The sequence below is a fragment of the Pectobacterium wasabiae CFBP 3304 genome, assembly GCF_001742185.1.
Classification (GTDB): Bacteria; Pseudomonadota; Gammaproteobacteria; order Enterobacterales; family Enterobacteriaceae; genus Pectobacterium; species Pectobacterium wasabiae.
Genome location: NZ_CP015750.1, coordinates 2660907 through 2682793 on the forward strand (window position 1 = coordinate 2660907; position 21887 = coordinate 2682793).

Consider the following 21887-nt stretch of genomic DNA (forward strand, 5'->3'; position numbering starts at 1 on the left):
TCTCCAGTGGTAACGGGCACCTCAGTGCCCGTGTGTGTCAGAGGGCGATTGGGAAGAGGGAGCCCAGCAGCATCGCTCCCAAGATCGCGCCTCCGGTGATCGGCTTTTGCCAGAGATAGAACAGTAGTGCGCCGACTAAAGAACCGATGCCGATTGGAATTGAAGCCGTCATCGCGCTGAGAATGATCAATGGGCCAAGGAAGCGACCAGAGGCGTTACCCGCGCCCATCATCACGTCTGCACCGTAGGTGGAGTCGCTTTGGTTGATAGTAAATTTACGAGCCAGAATAATCAGGTAGCCAATCGCCAAACCGATCACCAGACCTGTCGCCAGAGAAGCAACAAAGTTCGCTACCGGAAACACAAACCCCGCACCAAGCAGTAGTGCTGGAACGCCGAGACCCACGCCGGTCTGGATTGCGCCGCCGATATCGAGGATCCCCACCAGCGAACCTTCAATAATACGGGCGAACAGGAAGCTGGCCCCGAACGCTGCTACCGCACCGTAGACACCGGTATCCATCCCGGCTCGTAGCATTGATACGAACGCGACTTCGTTAAACGCGCCAATACCGTACAGGTAATACATATGTGTTCCGGCGAAGACGCCGGAAGAGAGCAGGCCGACGAAAATTGGGAATGACCAGTCGGCGTACCAAAAGCCTTTATTCTGTTCCATCGTCTTTCCTTATTTACCGCTGAGCGAATTGTGGATGAGCTCCAGCCAGTTCGGCGCGCTCAGGTTGAAGGAGGCGATCACTTTCAGATCGAAACCACGGAAGAAGGCGCTCAGCACGAACAGCGCAACAATGGCTGTCATCATCACTTTAGTAACGCGGTTCCAGCCGCTTTCTTCCACACCTTTACCAATCAGAATACCCAGAACCAGTCCCGGTACGGCGTTCCCCATAATCAGTTGTGCTGAACCACCGAAAACGGTAGCCCAGAAGCCGGATTTTTTGCCTGCGTCAATTGCCGCTAGCCAGAAGATCACTGGCATCACGATATTCACCAGTAGATTGGCTGCGGGAACCAGCACCTTAACGGCGGTCACCTGTAGCGCTGCGGGTACGGAAGAGGCGGTCAGATTAAGGAAAGTCACCACGATCATGCCAATCAGACCACAAGCAATGGCCATCTTTTTTGGATCGTGCAGGGTTTCGCCAACATTGCGGTTTTTCACCATCAACGCCGCCGCGCCCCAGTTTGGGATAATGCGGTGGTCAACATCCTGAGTGAAAGAACCTGCCGCAACGGAGGATGCCCAGGCGTTAAAAAAGAAGCCCAGGCCGAAGGAGAAATGTGACGCCGGATCCCCTTCACAAGAGTTCAGTTCGCCCAGTGTACGAAATGCGCCCATTCCCTGAGTGGTCGGCGCATGAAACATGCGTGCAGCCCCTGCACCAACGCCGACGCCAACCAGGCCGCCAATGATGAGCGATTTTATTAGTATGATTAAGAACATCAGTCAGCCCTCTTCTATCTTGTAAATCCGCCCTCTAAGGGGGCGAAGAACTGGATATGCGTTGAGTTATGTCGTGACAAAATCCACTTTATCGAGATTGATGGCGGTCACGTTGACGGTAACGTCCAGCTCCACGCTGTACGTGCGTCTTTCTCGACGCAGAAAGAGGAACAAAAACGCCTCTTTACGCGCCGTTTCGTGCGCATGAACAACCTGCACATCCTGTGGTTCAATACGCAGTAAAATATGCGGTGACGCCTTCATCACCGCGGCTTGAACATGGTTCAGTGCATCGGCGAAGGCGCGCGTTTTTGCGTCACCTTTTCCCTTAACCCTGACCGTAGTGGTGAATTGTTCTTTCATGGTTATACGCCGTACTTTTTTTGCCACGCCAGTACCAGACGTTCGCCTAATTCTTCTTTATCCATAAAACCGAATCCTAGTACGTTGCAGCCTTCGTTGATGGCGGTGACACCCTCCTCAACAGAGCGCATGCCGTACTTGGCTTTGTAGCCGTACTTATTCTGTGCCGTGATAGCACCAGCGCCGCCGCTACCACAAAATGAAATGCCGAAAGTTGCGTTTTCCGCTTTCATCACATCGCCCAGCTTCATATCCGCCGCGACACCGGGTACGACAACCGCACGGCCTCCTGCTTTTTCAACACCTGCTGCCACTTTCTGGCCTTTGCCTAAACGATCGCCAATGATGACGGTAATCTGTTCCATCTTCCGTTCCTTATAGGTTGTTTTTCGCTACTTCAAAGTGGACTGACAGCAGCCAGGCCTCTTCCTCTGGGAGGTTGCCAAATTCCTCCACCACGTCGTGAGCAAGATCCATCGACTCTGGCGAAATTTCGTCAAACAGGCTGGCGTCCACATCCGGCAGCGGTTCGCCGGTCACGGACCGATGAGCCATCGCGCGGACATGAGAAGTCAGCATCTGTTGCTGTACTGCGTTCGGTGTGATGTCGTGGTGGCTTAGCAAGGTATAAATTTGCGCCAGCATACGCTCGGCGAGGGTTGCTGTTTGCTTCGCCCGATCTCCAACGTCGTTCATTACCGCTCCGTTATTCACTCGTCTTACCCCATTAATGGCCTTGGTATAAAACTAACGTTTGACGTTAAGAGTTTGTAGCGAGTAATTTTCCACTTCTAAGTGGAAAGGTGGATGTCTTGAGTGATCTACGCCACAGAAGTCGGCCCGGCTGGGATATCCCACGGCGAAATACGTATTTTATTGACTGAGATATGTGAAGAAATGCGGAAGGAAAGTGATTGGAGGTTAATTTTAACTTTTTGATTTGTCTGTGAATTATGTGTTTTGTGCTGACGGTGTCGATTTTAGGTTCGGCTCCAATGTTTGTCGCTTCTTCTATTTCCCCTATGCGATGCCGTATTCCCGAATACTGGCTGCTCAAGCTCATTTTTAGGAAAAACATGGGGATGAGGTTTCCGCAGGGACACCTTGCTCGTGGTGCTTTGTGTATCTCGATGCTTAAACGATCGACATTAGTCTTTGAGCTTCTTTCTCTTTGTACCACACGCCATGTAACCCTCTCCTTTTTACCGTAATCAGCACGATAGGCGTGAATAGTCGTTGACTTTGCTTTTAATGATAATGAAAATCATTTCATTGCTGTCACATTGAGCGAATGCCGTGAAGAGTCCTGCCGTTGCCTGCCCCCATCAGCCTGAAACCTTAAGCGTTCAGCAGATTTATTATGAGCACCATGCTTGGTTACAGGCATGGTTGCGTCGGCGTTTGGGGTGTTCACAGCAGGCTGCCGATCTGGCACAGGATACGTTTCTACGTTTAATCTGCCAGCATCAGACCGATCGTATTCGTGAGCCGCGTGCCTGGCTGACGACCGTGGCTCACGGGCTGATGGTGAACCACTGGCGACGCAAAGACATCGAAAATGCCTACCTTCAGGTGCTGGCAGAGCAAGAGTTTACCTTTTCGCCCTCGTTAGAGCAGCAGGCGATGGCGGTTGATGCGTTGCTGGCCATCGAACAGATGCTATCGACGTTGCCGGGGAAAGTGCGTCAGGCATTCCTATTGGTTCATCTTGACGGCCTGACCTACCGACAGGTGGCTGAACAATTAGCCGTTTCCGAGCGGATGGTGAAAAAATATATGGCACAGGCAATGCTGAATTGTCTATTGTGTCAGGACTTATGATTTCCTCTATCACATCCTCTATTCCGAAAGACGTTCTTTATGCCGCCGCTGAGTGGTATGCCACGCTGTATGACGAAGACTGTTCCGAACACGATCGCCAGACATGGCAGCGTTGGTTACATCAAGATGAAGCCCATCGGCTTGCCTGGCAGCAGGTTGAACAGGTTCATGCTCGCTTCCATGCGGTAGACAGCCAATTAGCCTCTTCGGTGTTGAGCAAGCGGGGTGAAGAACGCCGACGCATACTCAAATTGTTGGTGATTGCGAGCATGACTGGCGGCGTAGGTTTTAGCCTGCCGTGGGAAAGCTATGCTGCGGATTACCGTACCGGGAAGGGAGAAACCCGTGAGCTCAGCATCGAAACGGGGATGACCCTCTGGCTCAATACGGATTCGGCATTGAATCAGCAGGGCGACCCCGCGTTGTCTCAGCCGCTGACGTTTCAATTGATCAAAGGTGAATTGATGCTGGACAACCAAACAGCTCATGCAGTCAGGTTGACCACCCCGCATGGCGATCTCACCGCCGCGGCGCACTCTTGCCAATTGGCGCTACGCTATACGTCCACTCATAGCGTGCTCTCTGTTTTTCGCGGTGAGGTTTTGCTACAAACGGCAGTGCCTGCCGCGCAGCGCGTGATAGCAGGGCAGCAGGTTATTTTTACCCGTGACAAATGCAGCGAACCCGCACCCGCTGAGAGTTTCCGCCAGAGTTGGCGCAAGGGGCAACTGGTCGCGGATGGCATGCCGCTAGGGCAGTTCATCAATGAAATTTCCCGCTATCACAATGGGTATTTTCATGTAGATTCTGCTGTTGCGAATCTACGGATTTCGGGCGTTTTTCCGCTACAAGAGACCGATCGCCTACTTGATGCAGTGACACGGACGCTACCCGTGAAGGTAACAACGCGTTTTTCCTGGTGGATTGATATCCGTCCGAGCTAAAACACTGCTGGTATTTCACCGATAAAACACCAAAAATACTCCTCGTTTGTTATCTGGTTGGTTATCACTCGCAGAATAGACATAAATCTAGCGCATATATATCAATCTGTTGATGCCGAAAAAGGCGTAGCATACTCCACAAAGGGTATTCTCGGCGTTGCCTCTTCATACGGGATGTCATCATGCAGTTACTGAACCTGAAACAAGCTCGCCTGCTGAGCTTTTTCTTTATTATGGGTGGCTTGTTTATATTGCTGCCTTTACGCCTGCTGGCCTGCTTTATTGCCGGTTTTTTGGTGTATGAAATTGTCAATTTGCTGACCCCCTATTTTCAACGGGTCATCAGCGGTAAACGTGCCCGCTGGATTGTGGTTGCGGTGATCAGCACGCTGGTAGTCAGTTTGTTGAGTCTCTTGTTTGGCAGCTTGGTCGGATTGTTGATGCAAGAAATGAAGGATACCGCCGCGTTCAACGTGCGCATTGGCTATATCCTTAATGACATCCAGCAGCAAATTGTTCACTACTTGCCGGGGTATCTGCCGGTCAGTATTGAAGAGCTTCAGCATGAGTTGTTGCAATGGGTTCAGGCGCACATTGTGATGTTGCAGAACATGGGGAAAAGTTTCCTGCATGGATTTGTGACAATGCTCATCGGTATGGTGCTTGGGGCGATAGTCTCACTTTATAACGTCGATCAGGACACGGAAAAACCATTACTGAAAGCGGAATTGCTACGTCGGGTTTCGCTGCTGTCGGCATCGTTTCGCAATATTGTTTTTGCCCAGGTGAAAATTTCTGCGGTTAACACAGTGCTGTCTGCTATTTTTATTCTTGGTGCTCTGCCGCTGTTCGGTGTTCATCTACCGTTTGCCAAAACGCTGGTGGTGCTCACCTTTGTTTTTGGCTTGCTACCGGTTATCGGTAACCTGATTTCCAACTCGATCGTTTTTCTGTCTGGTTTATCCCTTTCGTTGCCGATCGCGTTGGTTGCACTGGTGTATTTGATGCTGATTCACAAGTTTGAGTATTTCCTGAATGCACAAATTGTCGGGACGAGGATTAAAGCACATGCGTGGGAAATCCTATTAGCGATGTTGGTATTTGAAGCGGCATTCGGCTTGTCTGGTGTCATTGCCGCCCCGATATACTACGCCTACCTGAAAAGTGAATTGAAAGAAGCCGCGCTGATTTAACCCTGCATTTCGGCAGGTGATTGAGACGATCGCCTGCTATGTCTTGCTCACTTAGCTAATCAAAAAACCAAAATGAATCAGCCCAATACAAGATTGGGCTGATTGTTTTTAAGTGATGGCCGCTTTTAACTGATGGCGGTTTTTAATAACCGCCTGTTTTCAATCGATGACGGGTTCCAATTAATGCTGTGCCGTCGCAACCTGTGGTTTTGTCTCTTCTGACTGAACACCTAACGGGTTGTTACCCCAGCACTTCTCATATTCCCAACCCGTCAACTCTTCCGCAACAGCGCGAGCATGAGGCGGTATATCACTAATGGCTCCACCCGCTTTGATACGTGCAATCTCTTCTAGCAGAATGCCGTGGTTCTTACGATCCAGCTTCATCTGCGTCGTGTAGTAAATTGCTACCAGCGCCAGAGCGATAACGCCCAGTGAGAACACGCCAACAATCGCCTGCACGGCAGATTCCGGCTGTACAGATTGCCCAGAGACAAAGCCGAATTGGCTCAGCGTCCAGCCCATTGCGAAGACAATGACGGAACGTACCATTTTGCCAGCAAACGTCATTGCACCTGCGTAAATACCCTCACGGCGACGTCCGGTCAGGACTTCATCCACATCGGCCAGGAAGGTATAAACCGTCCAGGGAATGTAGTAGATACCGCCAGTGCTCAAGCCAAATACCGCGGTAATGGCAAACAGGACGAAGATAGTCATGTCTTCTGACCAGTTCGCAAAATAGAGCGCGGCATAGGCCAATACGCTGACAATCACCACCATCAGTGCCAGACGGAACGGCCGTGCAAAGCCCATTTTCACGCAAATACCGATGAAGGCTGCGGTAGAAATTAGCTGCATGACCGAGCTGAAACTGTTGAGGTGTGACACCAGCGCCGTATTCTGTTTCAGGCCAAAGACGATGAAGTAGGTAAATGCGGAAGCGAAAAGCCATTCAGCGCCGAAGCCAAACAGGTACATCCCCAGATGCTTGCGGAAAATACGCAGGCGGAAGGTGGAGGCCATATCTACGCTCAGTTTTTTCATGGCCTGCCACAGGCTGGATGTGCTTTCACGGACGATTTCGTTTACCGGACGCTCCCAGGATGTCATATACAGTGCGATCATCGCAGTACACATAATGGCACCATAGACCAGACCGGTGTAGAAGAAGGGGGTCGCAGAGTCTTTACCGTAGACGGCAATAAACTGTCCTGGAATGAATGCTGCCAGAAAGTTGGCGATTTTACCGAAAATGGCTTTAGAACCTGTCAGCTTAGAGCGCAGTTTAAAGTCAGAGGTCATTTCGGTAGCCAGCGTTTCATACGGCACCATGATCGAGGTATAAATCAGCTCGAACAGCACGTATGTCGCCAGATAGTACCAGAAGCCAAAGCCTTCAACCCACAGCATGGGGTAGACCAGAACCAAAGGGGCACCCAGCAAAATAAAGAAGCGTCGGCGTCCAAATCGGCGACCAATACGGGTGTTGTAGAAGTTATCGCTGATGTACCCCATGATCGGGTTACTGATAGCATCAATGATGCTGGCGACGGAGAAAATAGCAGCAGCTTGAACCAATGTTAATCCACAAAATGTGGTGTAAAAGTACATCAGCCATGCGCCGCTGATAGCGAGCGCGCCACTGCCAAGCAGGTTTGCACTGCCGTAGCAGAAGGTGTGTTTAAAAGAGATTGGTTTATTCATGATCAGCCTAATTACAAATATGAAACAATATTTCAGTTCAATTGAACTATCATTTCTTTATAATTTGCTCTATTGAAAAGAAAGTAAACTGACGATCACGCTTTCGAGCGCTTTTAATGACGATCTGTCAGGTTGATCATGAAATCAAATATTTTAATTTGCTTTTTATTTTTTTTTGATTTTCATTTTGTGTTCTTAATTTACAAAATGTGTATATTTATTACGGTGAGGTAGTATGTATGCAAACAGGTGACGAGGAAATATTGAGCCCTGCCCGACAAATCGATAGCATAGTGTGCAATAACGCATTGACCTTATAGAGAAAATGGCGTCATCATCCCGAGCCGTGTGCTTTATCGTATTCCCTCATCAGGAGCCGTAACGTGAGTCATTTGCTGGTCTACGCCATTATTTATGTGATTTTTATTGCTGTGGTTGGGTTGTTTGCTTTTCAGGCTTGGTTACCTTCTTCGGCCCCGCGTGGGTTGAGAGATCGTGCGGGTATCTTGGTCGGGGTATTACGCTGCGTCACGCTGTTTCTTGTGGTTTCCGCATTGCAAATTTTATTTCCCAATTCGCTGCTGGATAAGCTTGTCTGGCTGATCGCCGTAGCGATGTTGGCGATCGCGGTTATTGGTGGGGGAATGAGTTGGTCAGCGCTGCCGTGGCTGGATGAAACAAAAGGCAAAAGCCGCACTCTGGGGCTAGGCATCCAAAGTGCGATTTACCTTGCGCTGCTTGGGTTTATTATTATTTAACGTCGTGTATCAGTGCGGCCACGGTGTTCTTTGCGCCGTGATCGCGCAGCTTCAGATAAGCCTGTGCGATGGCATTGAATACATCGTGGTTTACTGGCAGGTCCTCGCCGAAAATAGAACGAATATTGAGAAACGCACTGACCCGTTCGGCACTATCTGAGGTTTCCGAAACGATGTGCCCAAGCTTGTCAGCCAACGGATCGCGAATTTCGATCGGGTTGCCCGCATCATCTTTTCCGCTGACATAGCGCATCCAACCCGCGATCCCCAATGCCAGAGCACGATAGTCTCCTCCATTACGCACATGCCAACGTAGCGATTCCAACATGCGTTGAGGCAGCTTCTGTGAACCGTCCATTGCAATTTGCCAAGTCCGATGTTTGAGCGCTGGGTTGGAAAAACGAGCAAGCAACTGAACGGCGTAGTCTTTCAGATCGATATCCACCACGCTGAGTGTCGGTGCCTGCTCCAATAACATGAGATGAGACACCGCCCGACGATAGTTCTCGTCGTTCATACAATCGCTGACGTGATTATACCCGGCGAGATAGCCAAGATAGGCTAAAAATGAGTGGCTGCCGTTCAACATGCGCAGTTTCATTTCTTCAAACGGCAGGACATCATGTACTAGCTGTACGCCCGCTTTTTCCCATTCGGGACGTCCGGCGGTGAAACGATCTTCGATCACCCATTGAATAAACGGCTCACAGGCTATCGCACAGGGATCGGTAACACCAAGGTGGTCTGCAATTTCCTGCAATGCTTCTGGCGTTGCCGCAGGAACAATGCGATCCACCATCGTATTTGGGAAGGAAACATTAATCTTGATCCACTCGATCAGACTCTGATCGTTGATTCCTGCTGATTCCAGTACGGCAGCTTTGGCCGTTTTACCATTCTCTGGCACGTTATCACAGGAGAGTACGGTGAATGGCGCAATCCCGCGTTCGTGGCGCAAGCGCAGTGCTTCCGCTAGCAATCCTGGTACGGAGGCAGGACGACGCGGATCGGCGAGATCCTGTTGAATCAGTTTATTGGCACGATCCAATTTGCCGCTCGAACCGTCCATACAATAGCCTTTTTCGGTAATTGTCAGGGAGACGATGGCGGTTTCTGGTGCGGCAAGTTTCTCAATAATGGCATCAATGCCTTCTATTTTGGCATGTAGCGATTCACACACAGCACCGACGACAATCGGTTGGTTGCCCGTTGCGGCTTTTTCCAGCACGGTAAACAGGTGATCCTGCTGTCGCAATGCATTGATCATGGTGTCGTCGCTGAATAACACGACCTCACAAATCCCCCAGTCTCCTTCCACCTTATTCAGAACGCGATCGGTGAGCAGCGCCTGATGAGCGCGATGAAAAGCGCCAAAACCGATATGGACGATACGCGGCTTTAGCGCCCGACGATCGTAGAGAGGGAATTGGACGCTGGCAGGCAATTCACAGGTGGCGATATTTTTTATTTTATCAGTCATTTATTGCGCTTTCGGGTGGGGAGATCCATGACGTTAAAAGTAGCTGTGATTTGCAGACGGTGCAATACGATACGAGTAGATAGGTTACGGTGCGCACATTTTTTCCTCTGCACAAATTTTATCGCTTTTTCCGGTTCGGTCTAGCAGTAGTGTGTGGTTTTGCGAGGGGGCTCCAGCGTAATAATGTAACGCTGAAATTTAGTCTTGTTTTTACTAACTTATCTCCATTTCTTCTACATCATCAAGTGCTTTTCCCGATTGTAGTCTGCTATTTTGTCTCAATATTTTCCTCACTCCAACGATCAACAAAAAGGCCCGTAAGATGAAACTTGAATCCCTCGCGCTACATCACGGTTATGAATCTGAAGCGACAACGAAGTCCGCCGCTGTGCCGATTTATCAGACAACCTCTTACACCTTTGATGACACGCAACACGGTGCCGATCTATTTGATCTGAAGGTGGCAGGCAATATCTATAGCCGTATTATGAACCCGACAAATGCGGTGCTGGAACAGCGACTGGCGGCCATTGAAGGCGGGGTTGGTGCGCTGGTACTGTCGTCCGGCATGGCGGCAATTAGCTATTCGCTTCAGGCACTCACGCAGGTTGGGGACAATATCGTCAGCACCAGCCAGTTGTATGGCGGCACCTATAACCTGTTTGCTCACACATTGCCGCGTCAGGGGGTTGAGGTACGGATGGCCTCTTTCGATGATTTTACGACGCTGGAATCGCTGATTGATGAACGCACTCGCGCGGTTTTCTGTGAGTCGATCGGGAATCCGGCGGGTAATATCGTGGATATTGCCAAAATCGCGGAGATTGCACATCGTCATGGTGTTCCGGTTATTGTCGATAACACGGTGGCGACGCCTGTGCTGTGCCGACCTTTTGAGCACGGCGCAGATATCGTCGTCCACTCGCTGACCAAGTATATTGGCGGTCATGGCACTACGATCGGCGGGGCGATTATCGATTCTGGCAAGTTTGACTGGGTTGCGAATAAAGCGCGTTTCCCGTTGCTGAATGAGCCCGATCCTTCTTACCACGGAGTGGTGTATACCGAAGCCTTCGGTCCGGCGGCCTATATTGGGCGCTGCCGCGTAGTGCCGCTGCGCAATACTGGCGCGGCGCTTTCCCCTCATAGCACGTTCTTGTTGTTGCAGGGACTGGAAACCCTCAGCCTGCGTATCGAACGCCATTGCAGCAATGCGGAGGCGCTGGCTGGTTACCTGAATCAGCATCCGCTGGTGACGTGGGTGAATTATGGCGCATTGCCGGATAGCCCATACAAAGCGAACTGCGACAAAATTACCTCAGGTAAAGCATCCGGGATTATCAGCTTTGGCATCAAAGGCGGGAAAGCATCGGGTGGTCATTTTATTGATGCGCTGAAGATGATCTTACGACTGGTCAATATTGGTGATGCCAAATCGCTTGCATGCCATCCAGCAAGTACCACGCATCGGCAGTTGAATGCGGAAGAGTTGGCGAAGGCGGGAGTGAGTGAGGATCTGGTTAGAATTTCAGTGGGTATTGAGCACATTGACGACATCATCGCAGATGTGGCACAAGCGCTGGAAGCTTCACAGAAAGAGTAAACGGTAGGGCGTTTGAGAAACGCGTTGGAAACCTAAGTCGGTTTCCAACGCATCATGGCAATTACGAACGGTTGGCGTTGGCCTCTGTCGTCGTTTGTGACTCAACAGGGGCTGCGTTTTGTTCCGCATTTAGGCTGTCTTGTGACTGTGCTTCTGGAGTGACAGGTGCAGCAACAGATTCAACCGGGATCGCCGGCGAGACTTCTTCGATCAAACCATTGATTTTGGTCGGCATGCCAGAGCGTCTCTGGATTGCCTGATCGACTTCGCTGGTGTTCACGCTGGCATCGGCCAGAACCTTGCTCACTTTTGGCGTCATGCTGATCGGTGCTGGAGAATCAGAATGGAACTCTTCTACTGTGCGAGACAACGGATTGTGAACTTCGACATAGCGTGAACCATCTGGCTCAACGGTGGCTTTCACTGGCTCATTGATGAACTGAACGCGTGTACCGACCGGAACGTTGTTGAACAGATATTTAATATCATCAGCACGCAGACGAACACAGCCGTGGCTGACGCGCAGGCCAATACCAAAATTGGCGTTAGTGCCGTGGATGGCGTACAGGTTACCGATGTACAGCGCGTACAGCCCCATCGGGTTATCCGGGCCTGCTGGGAACACGGCTTTCAGCGTTTCACCGCGTGCGGCATACTCTGCATGCATCTTCGCGGTTGGCGTCCAGGTTGGACCCGCTTTCTTGCGCTGAACAGAGGTTGTCCAGTTAATCGGCGTATCTTTACCTAACTCACCAATACCGATCGGTAGCACCACCACTGTCTTGGAGCCTTTCGGGTAATAGTACAGACGCATTTCTGCGCTGTTAATGACAATGCCTTCACGCGGTGCGTCTGGCAGAATTAACTGATGAGGAATCACCATTTTGCTGCCGGGAACGGGCAGATAGACGTCCGCATCCGGGTTGGCTTCCATGATGTTGCTCAGCCCCATTTGAAACTGTGCTGCAAAATGCTCCAACGGCAGCGTGCTATCTCCCGGTACGGTGATTTCCAGATTCTCGCCTATTAGTCGGCTGTTAGCCGCAGGCAGAGGATAAACAACGGCAAAAGCGGCCTGGCTGAATGCGGCGGCTGCAAGAACTAAAGTAAAGATCGCGCGAATACTCATTTTCATTTCTTTATTTGAGTGATAAATGCGCCTCCGAATAGGGAGGCCGGGCTGCTAGGGTCGACAATGACCGGATGCGCATTATATGTGCAGAATGGCCTTTGAGGGAAACAACATGTGTAACTAATCACACTTTTTGACGCGCCAATAAGAGCGCGGGTTTATCGAGTATATCGCCAACTCAGCTTTCCCCTTCCAGCATGGGTTTTGTAAAACGTCGATTAGCGAGTACCGGAAGAACCTGACGGGCATGTGCCAGCCGTTCTGGCTGAATGTCGGCATAGATGAGCGCCGGAGTTTCCGGTGCCTGAACCACGACAACGCCTAAGGGATCGACGACCATGCTGTTGCCGATATTCTTGGCGCCGCATTCGCCAACGGCAACGAGATAGGTGGTGTTTTCCAGTGCTCTTGCGCGCACCAGTAGCTCCCAGTGCGCTTCTTTCAGCGGCCCCTTAATCCAGGCGGAAGGGAGTACGAGTACGTCTGCGCCATCCAACACCAGACGGCGTGCGAGCTCAGGGAAGCGAATGTCATAGCAGGTCATCAGCCCGACGTTCAATCCAGCGATGGTCAATAATGGCGGAATGACTTCACCTGCCAGAACGTTTTCCGATTCCTGTACGGAAAACGCATCATACAGATGCAGCTTTCGGTATTGAGCGATGATCTCGCCGTTGCGCAGTGCCAGCAGTGTATTCCAGACTTTCCCTTCGTCATTTGGAATATGCACACACAGCATGGTTGTCATGTCACTACCTTTGCTGGCCTCCAGCAGATGCGACACAAACGGGCCATCAAGCGGTTGGGCGGCGGTGAGCACCATGTTGGGGTTGGTGATATCGCGAGCCAGCACACCTTCAGGCAGCACCAGCAGATCGGCACCGTTTTGCTGTGCTGCCGACATAAATTCGGCGATTGTCTTGGCGTTTTGTTGCCATTCGCGGTCAACGGCGAATTGTCCCAGCGCGACTTTCATTCTTGCCCCTTCTTTGCCTGATTAATTGCGCTTGGCTGGCATCATGCGCAGCAGCGTGTTGTCTTTCATGACGTAGTGATGGAACAGGGCGGCGGCGGTGTGCAGGGCAATGAGCCAGTACCCTAACGGTGCCAACGTTTCATGCCAGCCAATCAGCGTTTCAGCAAGGTCGAAATTCGGCGTAGCGGATGTTGGCATACTGATACCAAAAAGCATCCAGTCGCGGCCGTTGTAATAGCGTGAGGCAACGCCCAGTATCGGCAGAGCGATAAACAGCAGATAAATAACGGCGTGAGTGAGTGAACCCAGCAAATTCTGCAAACGGGACGGCGGTGGCGTAATCGCAGGCGAGGCATGGCGATGGCGTAACAACAGGCGGGCCAGCATCAGAACCAATATGGCTACGCCACAGCTAAAATGCGTAACAATCATCACGGTGCGTAGCAACGAACCTCGTTCAGCAAATCCACGTAGTTCTATCGTCGCGTAGGTGACAACGAGCAACATAAAAACCAGCCAGTGCAGTGCAATCTGCGATGGTGCGAACTTTCCCTTCATGTTTCATCCTCTGCAACGTTGAGATCGATTTAACACCGTAACGAGCGAATAATCCCATAAAGTATAAGGTAACGCGTCTCTTGTCAGCCCCTCTTTACCCTGCCTGACAAACTGGGCTATCCGCGTTGGATTCTTTAGTATTAATCCTCATTCGGTTCTCCGTTTATCGGGGGAAGGAGCAAACCAAATGGTATTGATGAGTCGGCGTAAAAGAGGAAAGTGAGAAGGCAATGACAGAGGAAAAGGGATAATAAAAACGGCAAATAAAAAACCGGCCGAAGCCGGTTTGGGATGAAGGATTATTCCTGCGGGTTTTTCTCTGCCTTGCCTGCCATCATGGTCAGGAAATCAAAGCGGCGGCGTAGATCCAGCTCGGCCTCTTCATAGAGCTGCGCGGCTTCTTCCGGCATCATGCTATTCAAGCGGCGGAAGCGTTGCTCTTTCAGCAGCGTTTCGCTCAGGCTGCTTGATGGTGGGCGAGAATCCGTCACCAGCGCCGCTTTACCTTCTTCGGCGCGACGTGGATCGAAGCGATAGAGCGGCCAGAAGCCGGTTGCCGTCAACTGACGCATCTGATCGTGGCTGAATGCCAGATCGTAGCCATGCTCTTCACACGGGCTGTACGCGATAATCAGTGACGGACCTGGCCAGGCCTCAGCTTCCTGAATTGCTTTCACCGTTTGGTTCAATTGCGCACCCAGCGAGATCTGCGCGACGTATACATGGCCGTACATCATGACGTTGATGCCCAGATCTTTACGCGCTTTGCGTTTTCCTTTCTCGCCAAATTTGGTCACAGCGCCCAGCGGCGTGGCTTTGGACTGCTGGCCGCCGGTGTTGGAGTAACACTGCGTATCCAGTACCAGCACGTTGACATTTTCGCTCAGGCTCATGACGTGATCCAAGCCGCCGTAGCCGATGTCATATGCCCAGCCGTCGCCACCGATGAGCCAGATAGATTTATCGACAAAGTGGTCGGCTTCGCTTGCCAGCACGTTGGCATCGGTATCATTGATTGCTGACAGCAATCCACGCAACTGTTCAATCTGCTGACGTCGCAGATCGGGCGCGATGGACGCTTCCTGTAGCGCGTTCACCAGAGCTTGCGGCAGTTGCGGTGCCAATTTCTTGAGCAAACGCACGGCACGTTGGCGATGTTGATCGACGCTCAGACGGAAGCCCAGACCGAACTCGGCGTTATCCTCGAACAGCGAGTTTGCCCACGCTGGGCCGCGGCCATTGGCATCGGTGGTCCACGGCGTGGTGGGCAGATTTCCGCCATAAATAGACGAGCAGCCCGTGGCATTCGCCACCAGTAGACGATCGCCATAGAGCTGTGTCAGCAACTTGATGTATGGCGTTTCGCCACAGCCAGAACAGGCTCCTGAATACTCGAACAGCGGAGAAATAAGCTGAGAGGTACGGATATCAATACGTTCCAGCGTGGATTTGTCGATCTCCGGCAGTTGCAGGAAGAAATCGAAGTTCTCTTTTTCTGCTGTCAGATTATCCAGACGGGATTCCATATTGATGGCTTTGATTTCTGGGTTCTGACGGTCTTTGGCCGGACAGACTTCCACACACAGGTTACAGCCGGTGCAGTCTTCAGGGGCGACCTGCAACACGTATTTCTGGCCGCGCATGTCACGCGCTTTCACATCCAGTGATTGCAGCGAAGTTGGCGCATTCTCCATCGCATTGGGCTGGACGACTTTGGCACGAATAGCTGAGTGCGGGCAGGCGGCGACACAGTGGTTACACTGCGTACAGAGCTGCGGTTGCCACAGCGGAATTTCTTCCGCGATATTACGTTTTTCCCACTTGGTGGTGCCGGTCGGCCAGGTGCCATCGGGCGGCAGGGCAGAAACGGGCAGCGTATCACCCAGCCCAGCCAGCATTGCGGCTGTGACGGTCTTGACGAAATCGGGTGCCGCGTCGGAAACCACGGGTGGGCGTTGCGGGCTGTCTGGATTGACGGCTTCTCGCGGGATTTCTGCTAGTGCTTCCAGCGTGGCGCTCAGTGCTTGCCAGTTACGCTCAACCAGTTCCTGGCCTTTACTGCCGTAGCTCTTGGCGATGGCAGTGCGCAGTTTTTCTACCGCGACATCCGCTGGCAGAATCTGTGACAGGTGGAAGAACGCCATCTGCATCACGGTATTAATGCGCGCCCCCAGATGGCACTCGCGGGCAATTTTGGCGGCGTTGATACTGTACACACGGGCATTACGCTGGTTCAGCCCTGCCTGCACCTCCTGCGGCAAACGGTGCCACAGATCGTCGCTGCTATACGGTGAGTTAATCAGGAAAACGCCGCCGGGTTTTAGCCGCTCGACCATGCTGTACTTGTCGATAAACTGCCACTGATGGCAGGCGACGAAATCGGCCTGATCGATCAGATAAGCGGAGTTGATCGGGTGTGGGCCAACGCGCATGTGGGAAACGGTGAGACTACCGGCCTTTTTCGAGTCATAGACAAAGTAGCCTTGCACAAACATCGGGGTGGTTTCACCGACGATTTTGATCGCATTCTTGGTCGCAGAAACAGTACCGTCACTGCCCAGACCGTAGAACAGAGCCTCGAGTGATGCACTACTTGGAAAGTGCTGTTCCGGCAGCGGCAGAGATAAGTGAGTGACATCGTCATAAATCCCCACGGTAAAGCGTGGTCGTGGGTTAGCAAGCGCTAACTCATTAAAGATGGCCTGTATGCACTGCGGGGTAAATTCTTTGGAAGACAGCCCGTAACGTCCACCAATCACACGTGGCATAAGTGAACGCTCACCAGCGGAGAACGCCTCGGCCAGCGTGGTCATCACATCGAGATACAGTGGTTCAGCTAGCGCACCGGGCTCTTTAGTACGATCCAGTACCGCAATGCTCTTTGCCGTTTGCGGAATGGCGGCTAGCAGATGTTTGGCGGAGAACGGACGGTACAGGCGAATTTTCACCACGCCAACTTTCTCGCCGCGCGTCAACAGTGTATCGACCACTTCTTCACAGGTGCCGACGCCGGATCCCATCAGGATGACGACTTTGGTCGCTTCCGGGTGGCCGTAGTATTCAAACGGCTGGTACTGGCGTCCTGTGGCAGCGGCGAAATCGTTCATCGCTTGTTCAACGTGCTCATAAGCGGCGTCATACCAGCGGTTAGTGGCTTCACGCGCCTGGAAGAAGGTATCTGGGTTAGATGCCGTACCACGAATCACTGGACGTTCCGGTGTGAGTGCTCGTTCACGGTGCGCATCAATGGCCTGCTGTGGCAGAAGTTGGCGGATAACCTCATCACTCAGCGGCTCAATCTTATTAATTTCGTGTGAGGTACGGAAACCGTCGAAGAAATGGATAAACGGTAGGCGGCTGTTCAGGCTGGCAATCTGTGAAATCAGCGCAAAGTCCTGGGCTTCCTGCACATTGCTGGCGCACAACATGGCGCAACCTGTCTGGCGTACTGCCATGACGTCCGAATGATCGCAAAAGATGGAAAGTGCATGTGTCGCCACTGTACGGGCTGCGACGTGCAGTACGAACGGGGTTAGCTCGCCGGCCAGCTTATACAACGTGGGGATCATCAGCAGCAAACCCTGCGATGAGGTAAACGTGGTAGCGAGTGTACCCGTTTGCAATGCGCCGTGGACGGTAGCGATCGCACCGCCTTCCGATTGCATTTCAACAACGCGTGGCGTGTCTCCCCATATATTCAGCCCGCCGTCGCTCGACCAGGCGGCCGCGTGTTCAGCCATGCTGGAACTGGGGGTGATGGGGTAGATGGCGATGACTTCATTGCTTCGCCACGCCACAGAGGCGACTGCGTTATTACCGTCGGTGGTGATCATGACTTATAGCCTTCTTGCTCACTAAGCCCTTTATTTTACATGGTCTTTTCGGGCGATGAAAATGACTGGGCATAAACGAAAATGCGATTTTTATCGGAGGATTATCGCATTTCAGGAAAAAAGAGGGTGGAACGATGTATGCGGAGTTGTATCAAACTGTGTTTTATCTCCGTCATACTTCAAGCTATCTTTCTGTATGTTGCTTTCGTGATTAAGATGTAAGAAGAGCCGCGTTTCCGAAAGATGGGCGTTATTATATACCGCAGAGTGGGTTGATGTCTTTTTGTACCTATTCAAGAGCACTGATGCATGATTTTGTTTGCTCATTACGGTCATGACAGGTAGCGTGCTTATATTAAAACAACATCAGTAATAAACGTATGAAGGAACCGAATGATGGCGAATGATGAAATAAAAAATAAATTGGTTTCCGTACTAGCTTCACAACAGGCGCAGGGAAAAACGCCAGAACAGGCCGTCGAGAGCATCCTTCAGGCACTGGGTGGGCGAGTGGGGGATGTGTCTCGTATTTCGGTTTTGACGTCGACATTAATTGCCGATGTGCTTTATACCGTGTATCAAGACGCGATAACACACCAGCAGATTGCAGTGATTTTACGCAAACTGGGCTACGCTGCGCGTGATATAGCTGTTGCCTCACACGCTATCTACCCTCAGTTGACGGCTCAGGATATTGGTCAGCTTTTGCAGAGTTCGGATATTTATCCGGCAATCGATCGCGCTGCGTTACTCGATGCGCTGATCTATGCAAGCTTCCCCAAAGCGGAAAGTGAGCAGGCTGCTGATGCTCTCGGCATTTAATATTAAACTCGCTAATACCAAAACTGCACCGAAGCGCAGACAGCCAGACTCGTGACCTTTCCTATAGCCGCTATCGGGTTATTGCTTGATAGCGGTGACGTTCACATCGTTGACCCAAGCGTGACTTCCACTATTTCCTAGCGCCGTCGTTAGTGCGTACAGCCCCACTTTAGCACCTACCCACTTGCCGGGGCCTGCAGCGAAGCTATCGTCAAACGTACAATATTCCCCGTTATTGCCCAGCCAGGCGAACTGGCAAATGGCGTTTTGCCGCACGGTGACGCGCAGAGTTATGCTCTGCTGTCCAGGTAACACCGCTAAAGTCTTCTGGTGTTGTTCCAACTGCTGAGCATCACTCATCCAGCCGAATCCGGTTACCAATTCAAGACCTTCTGCGCTTTTCTCTACGCCGAGGAAAGCGAAACGCTCACCATAAATAATCAGGCCACAGCGATCGCCTATATGCTCAAGAACCGGTGTAAGGTGTGTGGTGACCTCGAATTCCTCAGCCGGAAATTTTTGCATCAGAAAATTCGGTACGTCATACCATGAAGGTTCACCCGCGCGGGTAGGCATGGGCTGGCAGAATAGTTGAAGCCCCGGCCGGTTGAGCATCAACCAGTGTTCGTCGGGGTTCGCTTGCCACTGCCATTGCCGCCCGAGTACTGCCGAAGAAAAATCGTCGGAGGTTAATGGCTGCTGCATGCTAATGGAGGCTCTTACGCGAGGTTTGGCGGCTTCCAACACCGGTTGCCCTAATCCTTGTGCATTATGCTGTTCACCGATCAGCGGCCAGTCGTTCTGCCAGCACATCGGCTGTAGGTGGACGACTCGTCCATAGGCATGGCGATCCTGAAAATGTACAAACCAGCTTTCACCGTTATCTAATTCGACCCAGCCGCCCTGATGCGGGCCATTAACCGATGTGGTTCCCTGATGCAGTACGATTCTGCTTTGCCAAGGCCCATTCAGTGAGCGTGCGCGTAGCACCGTTTGCCAGCCAGTGGGAACCCCTCCCGCCGGTGCGAAAATGTAATACCAGCCGTTGCGCTTATACAGTTTGGGGCCTTCGATGGTTGGCTGGGTTGTCCGACCATCAACTACGATCCTTCCTTCATCGAGTAGAGAGCGGCCATCTTCTGCCATCCTACAAAGTTGCAGCAGGTGTTTCTTACCGCTGCGGCTGAAGGCGAAAGCGTGGATTAGCCAAGCGGTGCCGTCGTCGTCCCAGAAGGGGCATGGATCGATCCAGCCTTTAGCCTGTTTGAGACAATGCGGTGTGCTCCATTCATCTTTGGGATCGTCAGCCTGTGACATAAAGATCCCTTCATCGGGCGTACTGAAAAACACCCAAAATTTTCCAGCATGATAGCGAATACTGGGTGCCCATACGCCTTTTCCAGGCTGAAATTGGTCGTATCCTGGCAGATCGAACCGGTTGAATACGTGATTGATTAGCGTCCAGTTCACGAGATCCTGAGAATGCAGGATCGGTAACGCAGGCATGTGGTTAAAGCTGGATGACACCATGTAAAAATCGTCACCGACGCGCACAATGTCAGGATCGGAATAATCGGCGCATAAAATTGGATTCTTATAGCGTCCGTTACCCAAATCTGGGTTCCAGGGAGAATGTACTGTACTCATATCATCATCCTGATAGTAAAGGGCGGGCAGCGTGCTACCCGCAGATATTGCGATCAGGCTGCGCCTTTTGGCGTCAGGCCCTGATCGACAGGAAGTTCGCTTTCCGCCGCACGGTCGGCTGTGTTGTGACGTTTCGCCAGATCGGCCTGAATAGTTTCCATCGTTTTATCGTCCAGCTTGTAAAAACGCACCAGCCAATAAAGTACCAGATAGGAAAGTGATGGGCCGATGCTCAGCAGGCCAATGATGCCAGCGGTAGCAAGTGGCGTTTGTGTAGGAGAACCCGCCACATAGCCGAACCAGCCGAGCGAAAAGCCGACGATGGCTCCCGCAATTGCCATACCCAGTTTCAGTGCGAACAGATTGCCAGAGAAAGAGAGGCCAGTAATGCGGCGGCCCGTTTTCCACTCGCCGTAATCGGCGGCGTTCGCCATCATGTTCCATTTGAACGGTTGGTACATCTGGTGGAAAAATCCGATCAAAAAGTAGAGCGGGAAGACGACAGCCAGCCACTGTGGCGGCACCATGAACAAGATGATGCCGACAAACACCAGCAACAGGTTGATATTTTTGAACAGGCTTATGCTGCTGAAGCGTTTACCAAAATAACCCGCCATCATCGCACCAATAATGGTGCCGACGACGCTGGTGGTGATAAACGCGGATTTCATCGCGGTGCCGGCTGCGCTACCTTGTTCCGGCCCAACCATCAGGTAGGTTGCATAGTACAGTGTCGCCGCGCCGCGCATGACGCCAGCCATGCTGGAAAAGAACGTAATAATAGCCACGATGCGCCACTGATCGTTGCTCAGCAGATTTCTGACATCGTCCCAGACGTTCTGATTTTTATCTACGGCAGGGTTGATACGTTCGTTTGTGGTGAAGAAGCAAAAAAACAGCATCACAACAGCCAGGCTACCCATAATCATCATGGTGCCCTGATAGCCTAATTGCTTGTTGGTGCCGCCAATCCAGTCGACCAGCCACAGCGTGCCGACTGACACCAGTAGCCCGGCCATTGAAGAAATAGTAAAGCGGTACGACTGCGCGGAAATCCTGTCTTTTTCATCGCTGGTGATGACACCGCCGAGTGAGCAGTAAGGAATGTTGATAAAGGTGTAGAACAGCATCAGCAACGTGTAGGTGATGTAGGCATAAACCAGTTTACCGGTGCCATTCAGCTCCGGTGTGGTGTAGGCCAACACGGCAATCACGGCGTAGGGGACGGCAAACCAGACCAGCCACGGGCGAAAGTGCCCCCAGCGGGTTTTGGTGCGGTCCGCAACGAGGCCAATCAGCGGATCAACGATGGCGTCCAGCACGCGAGTCACGAGAAACATTACCCCCACTGCGGCGGCGGAGATGCCATAAATATCGGTATAAAAGTAGGTAAGAAACATGGTTACGGAAGAATAAACGATGCCACAGGCGGCATCGCCCATGCCAAAGCCAATTTTCTCCGCAACGCTCAGCTTGTTATTGTTGGTCATTGGAAACTCCAAAAGAGGATTGAGGAACTTCTTGCTAGGCTCGCGGCTATTGTTATCCCCTTAGTAGAGGATTAACTATTGCGGATTTTATTAAG

General features: G+C 51.7%; 19 protein-coding genes. 6 read left to right on the forward strand and 13 right to left on the reverse strand.

The window, feature by feature from the left end; all coding sequences use genetic code 11:
• Nucleotides 1-37: 37 nt before the first annotated feature.
• The 5 genes from A7983_RS12040 to A7983_RS12060 form a co-directional block, all read right to left on the reverse strand.
• Complete coding sequence (locus A7983_RS12040) at nt 38-679, reverse strand: DUF4310 family protein (protein ID WP_005971751.1); 642 nt, start codon at nt 677-679, stop codon at nt 38-40.
• A 9-nt stretch (nt 680-688) separates the two neighbouring features.
• On the reverse strand, nt 689-1465 hold the full coding sequence (locus tag A7983_RS12045; protein WP_005971753.1) for a DUF4311 domain-containing protein: 777 nt from the start codon (nt 1463-1465) through the stop codon (nt 689-691).
• A gap of 66 nt (nt 1466-1531) precedes the next feature.
• Entirely contained in the window at nt 1532-1828 is a 297-nt protein-coding gene (locus A7983_RS12050; RefSeq protein ID WP_005971755.1) for a DUF4312 family protein, read from the reverse strand.
• A 2-nt stretch (nt 1829-1830) separates the two neighbouring features.
• Nucleotides 1831-2193: an SFCGS family glycine-rich protein gene (locus tag A7983_RS12055; protein WP_005971757.1), complete on the reverse strand. Its 363-nt coding sequence runs from the start codon at nt 2191-2193 to the stop codon at nt 1831-1833.
• A gap of 10 nt (nt 2194-2203) precedes the next feature.
• On the reverse strand, nt 2204-2542 hold the full coding sequence (locus A7983_RS12060) for a glycine dehydrogenase (RefSeq protein WP_071531133.1): 339 nt from the start codon (nt 2540-2542) through the stop codon (nt 2204-2206).
• Nucleotides 2543-3124: 582 nt separating this feature from the next.
• On the opposite strand from A7983_RS12060, the gene A7983_RS12065 reads away from it, so the two are divergent.
• The 3 genes from A7983_RS12065 to A7983_RS12075 all read left to right on the forward strand — a co-directional run bounded on the left by A7983_RS12065 (nt 3125) and on the right by A7983_RS12075 (nt 5786).
• Nucleotides 3125-3649 (forward strand): sigma-70 family RNA polymerase sigma factor, encoded by a 525-nt coding sequence (locus A7983_RS12065; RefSeq protein WP_005971761.1) that lies wholly within the window; start codon nt 3125-3127, stop codon nt 3647-3649.
• Complete coding sequence (locus A7983_RS12070) at nt 3646-4593, forward strand: FecR domain-containing protein (protein WP_005971764.1); 948 nt, start codon at nt 3646-3648, stop codon at nt 4591-4593. Before A7983_RS12065 ends, A7983_RS12070 begins: the two co-directional genes overlap by 4 nt.
• A gap of 182 nt (nt 4594-4775) precedes the next feature.
• Nucleotides 4776-5786, forward strand: coding sequence for an AI-2E family transporter (locus A7983_RS12075; RefSeq protein WP_005971767.1), 1011 nt, complete (start codon nt 4776-4778; stop codon nt 5784-5786).
• Between the two features lie 180 nt (nt 5787-5966).
• Here A7983_RS12075 and A7983_RS12080 read toward each other — a convergent pair whose 3' ends face one another.
• The gene (locus A7983_RS12080; protein WP_005971770.1) at nt 5967-7493 is read right to left on the reverse strand and encodes an MFS transporter; all 1527 of its coding nucleotides are present in this window, start codon (nt 7491-7493) and stop codon (nt 5967-5969) included.
• A 383-nt stretch (nt 7494-7876) separates the two neighbouring features.
• On the opposite strand from A7983_RS12080, the gene A7983_RS12085 reads away from it, so the two are divergent.
• Nucleotides 7877-8251 carry a hypothetical protein gene (locus A7983_RS12085; RefSeq protein WP_005971773.1) on the forward strand — a complete coding sequence of 125 codons (375 nt, stop codon included), beginning with the start codon at nt 7877-7879 and terminating at the stop codon, nt 8249-8251.
• Here the strand turns inward: A7983_RS12085 and A7983_RS12090 are convergent.
• The gene (locus A7983_RS12090) at nt 8244-9731 is read right to left on the reverse strand and encodes a mannitol dehydrogenase family protein (RefSeq protein WP_005971775.1); all 1488 of its coding nucleotides are present in this window, start codon (nt 9729-9731) and stop codon (nt 8244-8246) included. The two genes, A7983_RS12085 and A7983_RS12090, sit on opposite strands and share 8 nt — an antisense overlap.
• Before the next feature lie 322 nt (nt 9732-10053).
• Between A7983_RS12090 and A7983_RS12095 the strand changes: the two genes are divergently transcribed.
• Nucleotides 10054-11334 (forward strand): O-acetylhomoserine aminocarboxypropyltransferase/cysteine synthase family protein, encoded by a 1281-nt coding sequence (locus A7983_RS12095; protein ID WP_005971777.1) that lies wholly within the window; start codon nt 10054-10056, stop codon nt 11332-11334.
• Nucleotides 11335-11395: 61 nt separating this feature from the next.
• Here A7983_RS12095 and A7983_RS12100 read toward each other — a convergent pair whose 3' ends face one another.
• The 4 genes from A7983_RS12100 to nifJ form a co-directional block, all read right to left on the reverse strand.
• Nucleotides 11396-12463, reverse strand: coding sequence for a L,D-transpeptidase family protein (locus A7983_RS12100; protein ID WP_005971779.1), 1068 nt, complete (start codon nt 12461-12463; stop codon nt 11396-11398).
• 181 nt (nt 12464-12644) lie between these two features.
• On the reverse strand, nt 12645-13442 hold the full coding sequence (locus A7983_RS12105; protein WP_005971782.1) for a deaminated glutathione amidase: 798 nt from the start codon (nt 13440-13442) through the stop codon (nt 12645-12647).
• A gap of 21 nt (nt 13443-13463) precedes the next feature.
• Nucleotides 13464-14000 carry a cytochrome b561 gene (gene cybB, locus A7983_RS12110; protein WP_005971785.1) on the reverse strand — a complete coding sequence of 179 codons (537 nt, stop codon included), beginning with the start codon at nt 13998-14000 and terminating at the stop codon, nt 13464-13466.
• A 299-nt stretch (nt 14001-14299) separates the two neighbouring features.
• Entirely contained in the window at nt 14300-17833 is a 3534-nt protein-coding gene (nifJ, locus tag A7983_RS12115) for a pyruvate:ferredoxin (flavodoxin) oxidoreductase (protein WP_005971788.1), read from the reverse strand.
• Nucleotides 17834-18229: 396 nt separating this feature from the next.
• Between nifJ and A7983_RS12120 the strand changes: the two genes are divergently transcribed.
• The gene (locus tag A7983_RS12120; protein WP_005971790.1) at nt 18230-18655 is read left to right on the forward strand and encodes a hypothetical protein; all 426 of its coding nucleotides are present in this window, start codon (nt 18230-18232) and stop codon (nt 18653-18655) included.
• 78 nt (nt 18656-18733) lie between these two features.
• Here the strand turns inward: A7983_RS12120 and A7983_RS12125 are convergent, their stop codons facing one another.
• A complete protein-coding gene (locus A7983_RS12125) occupies nt 18734-20302 on the reverse strand; it encodes a glycoside hydrolase family 43 protein (protein WP_005971792.1) in 1569 nt (522 codons plus the stop codon).
• A 53-nt stretch (nt 20303-20355) separates the two neighbouring features.
• Nucleotides 20356-21792 (reverse strand): glycoside-pentoside-hexuronide (GPH):cation symporter, encoded by a 1437-nt coding sequence (locus A7983_RS12130; RefSeq protein ID WP_005971794.1) that lies wholly within the window; start codon nt 21790-21792, stop codon nt 20356-20358.
• Between the last annotated feature and the right edge of the window lie 95 nt (nt 21793-21887).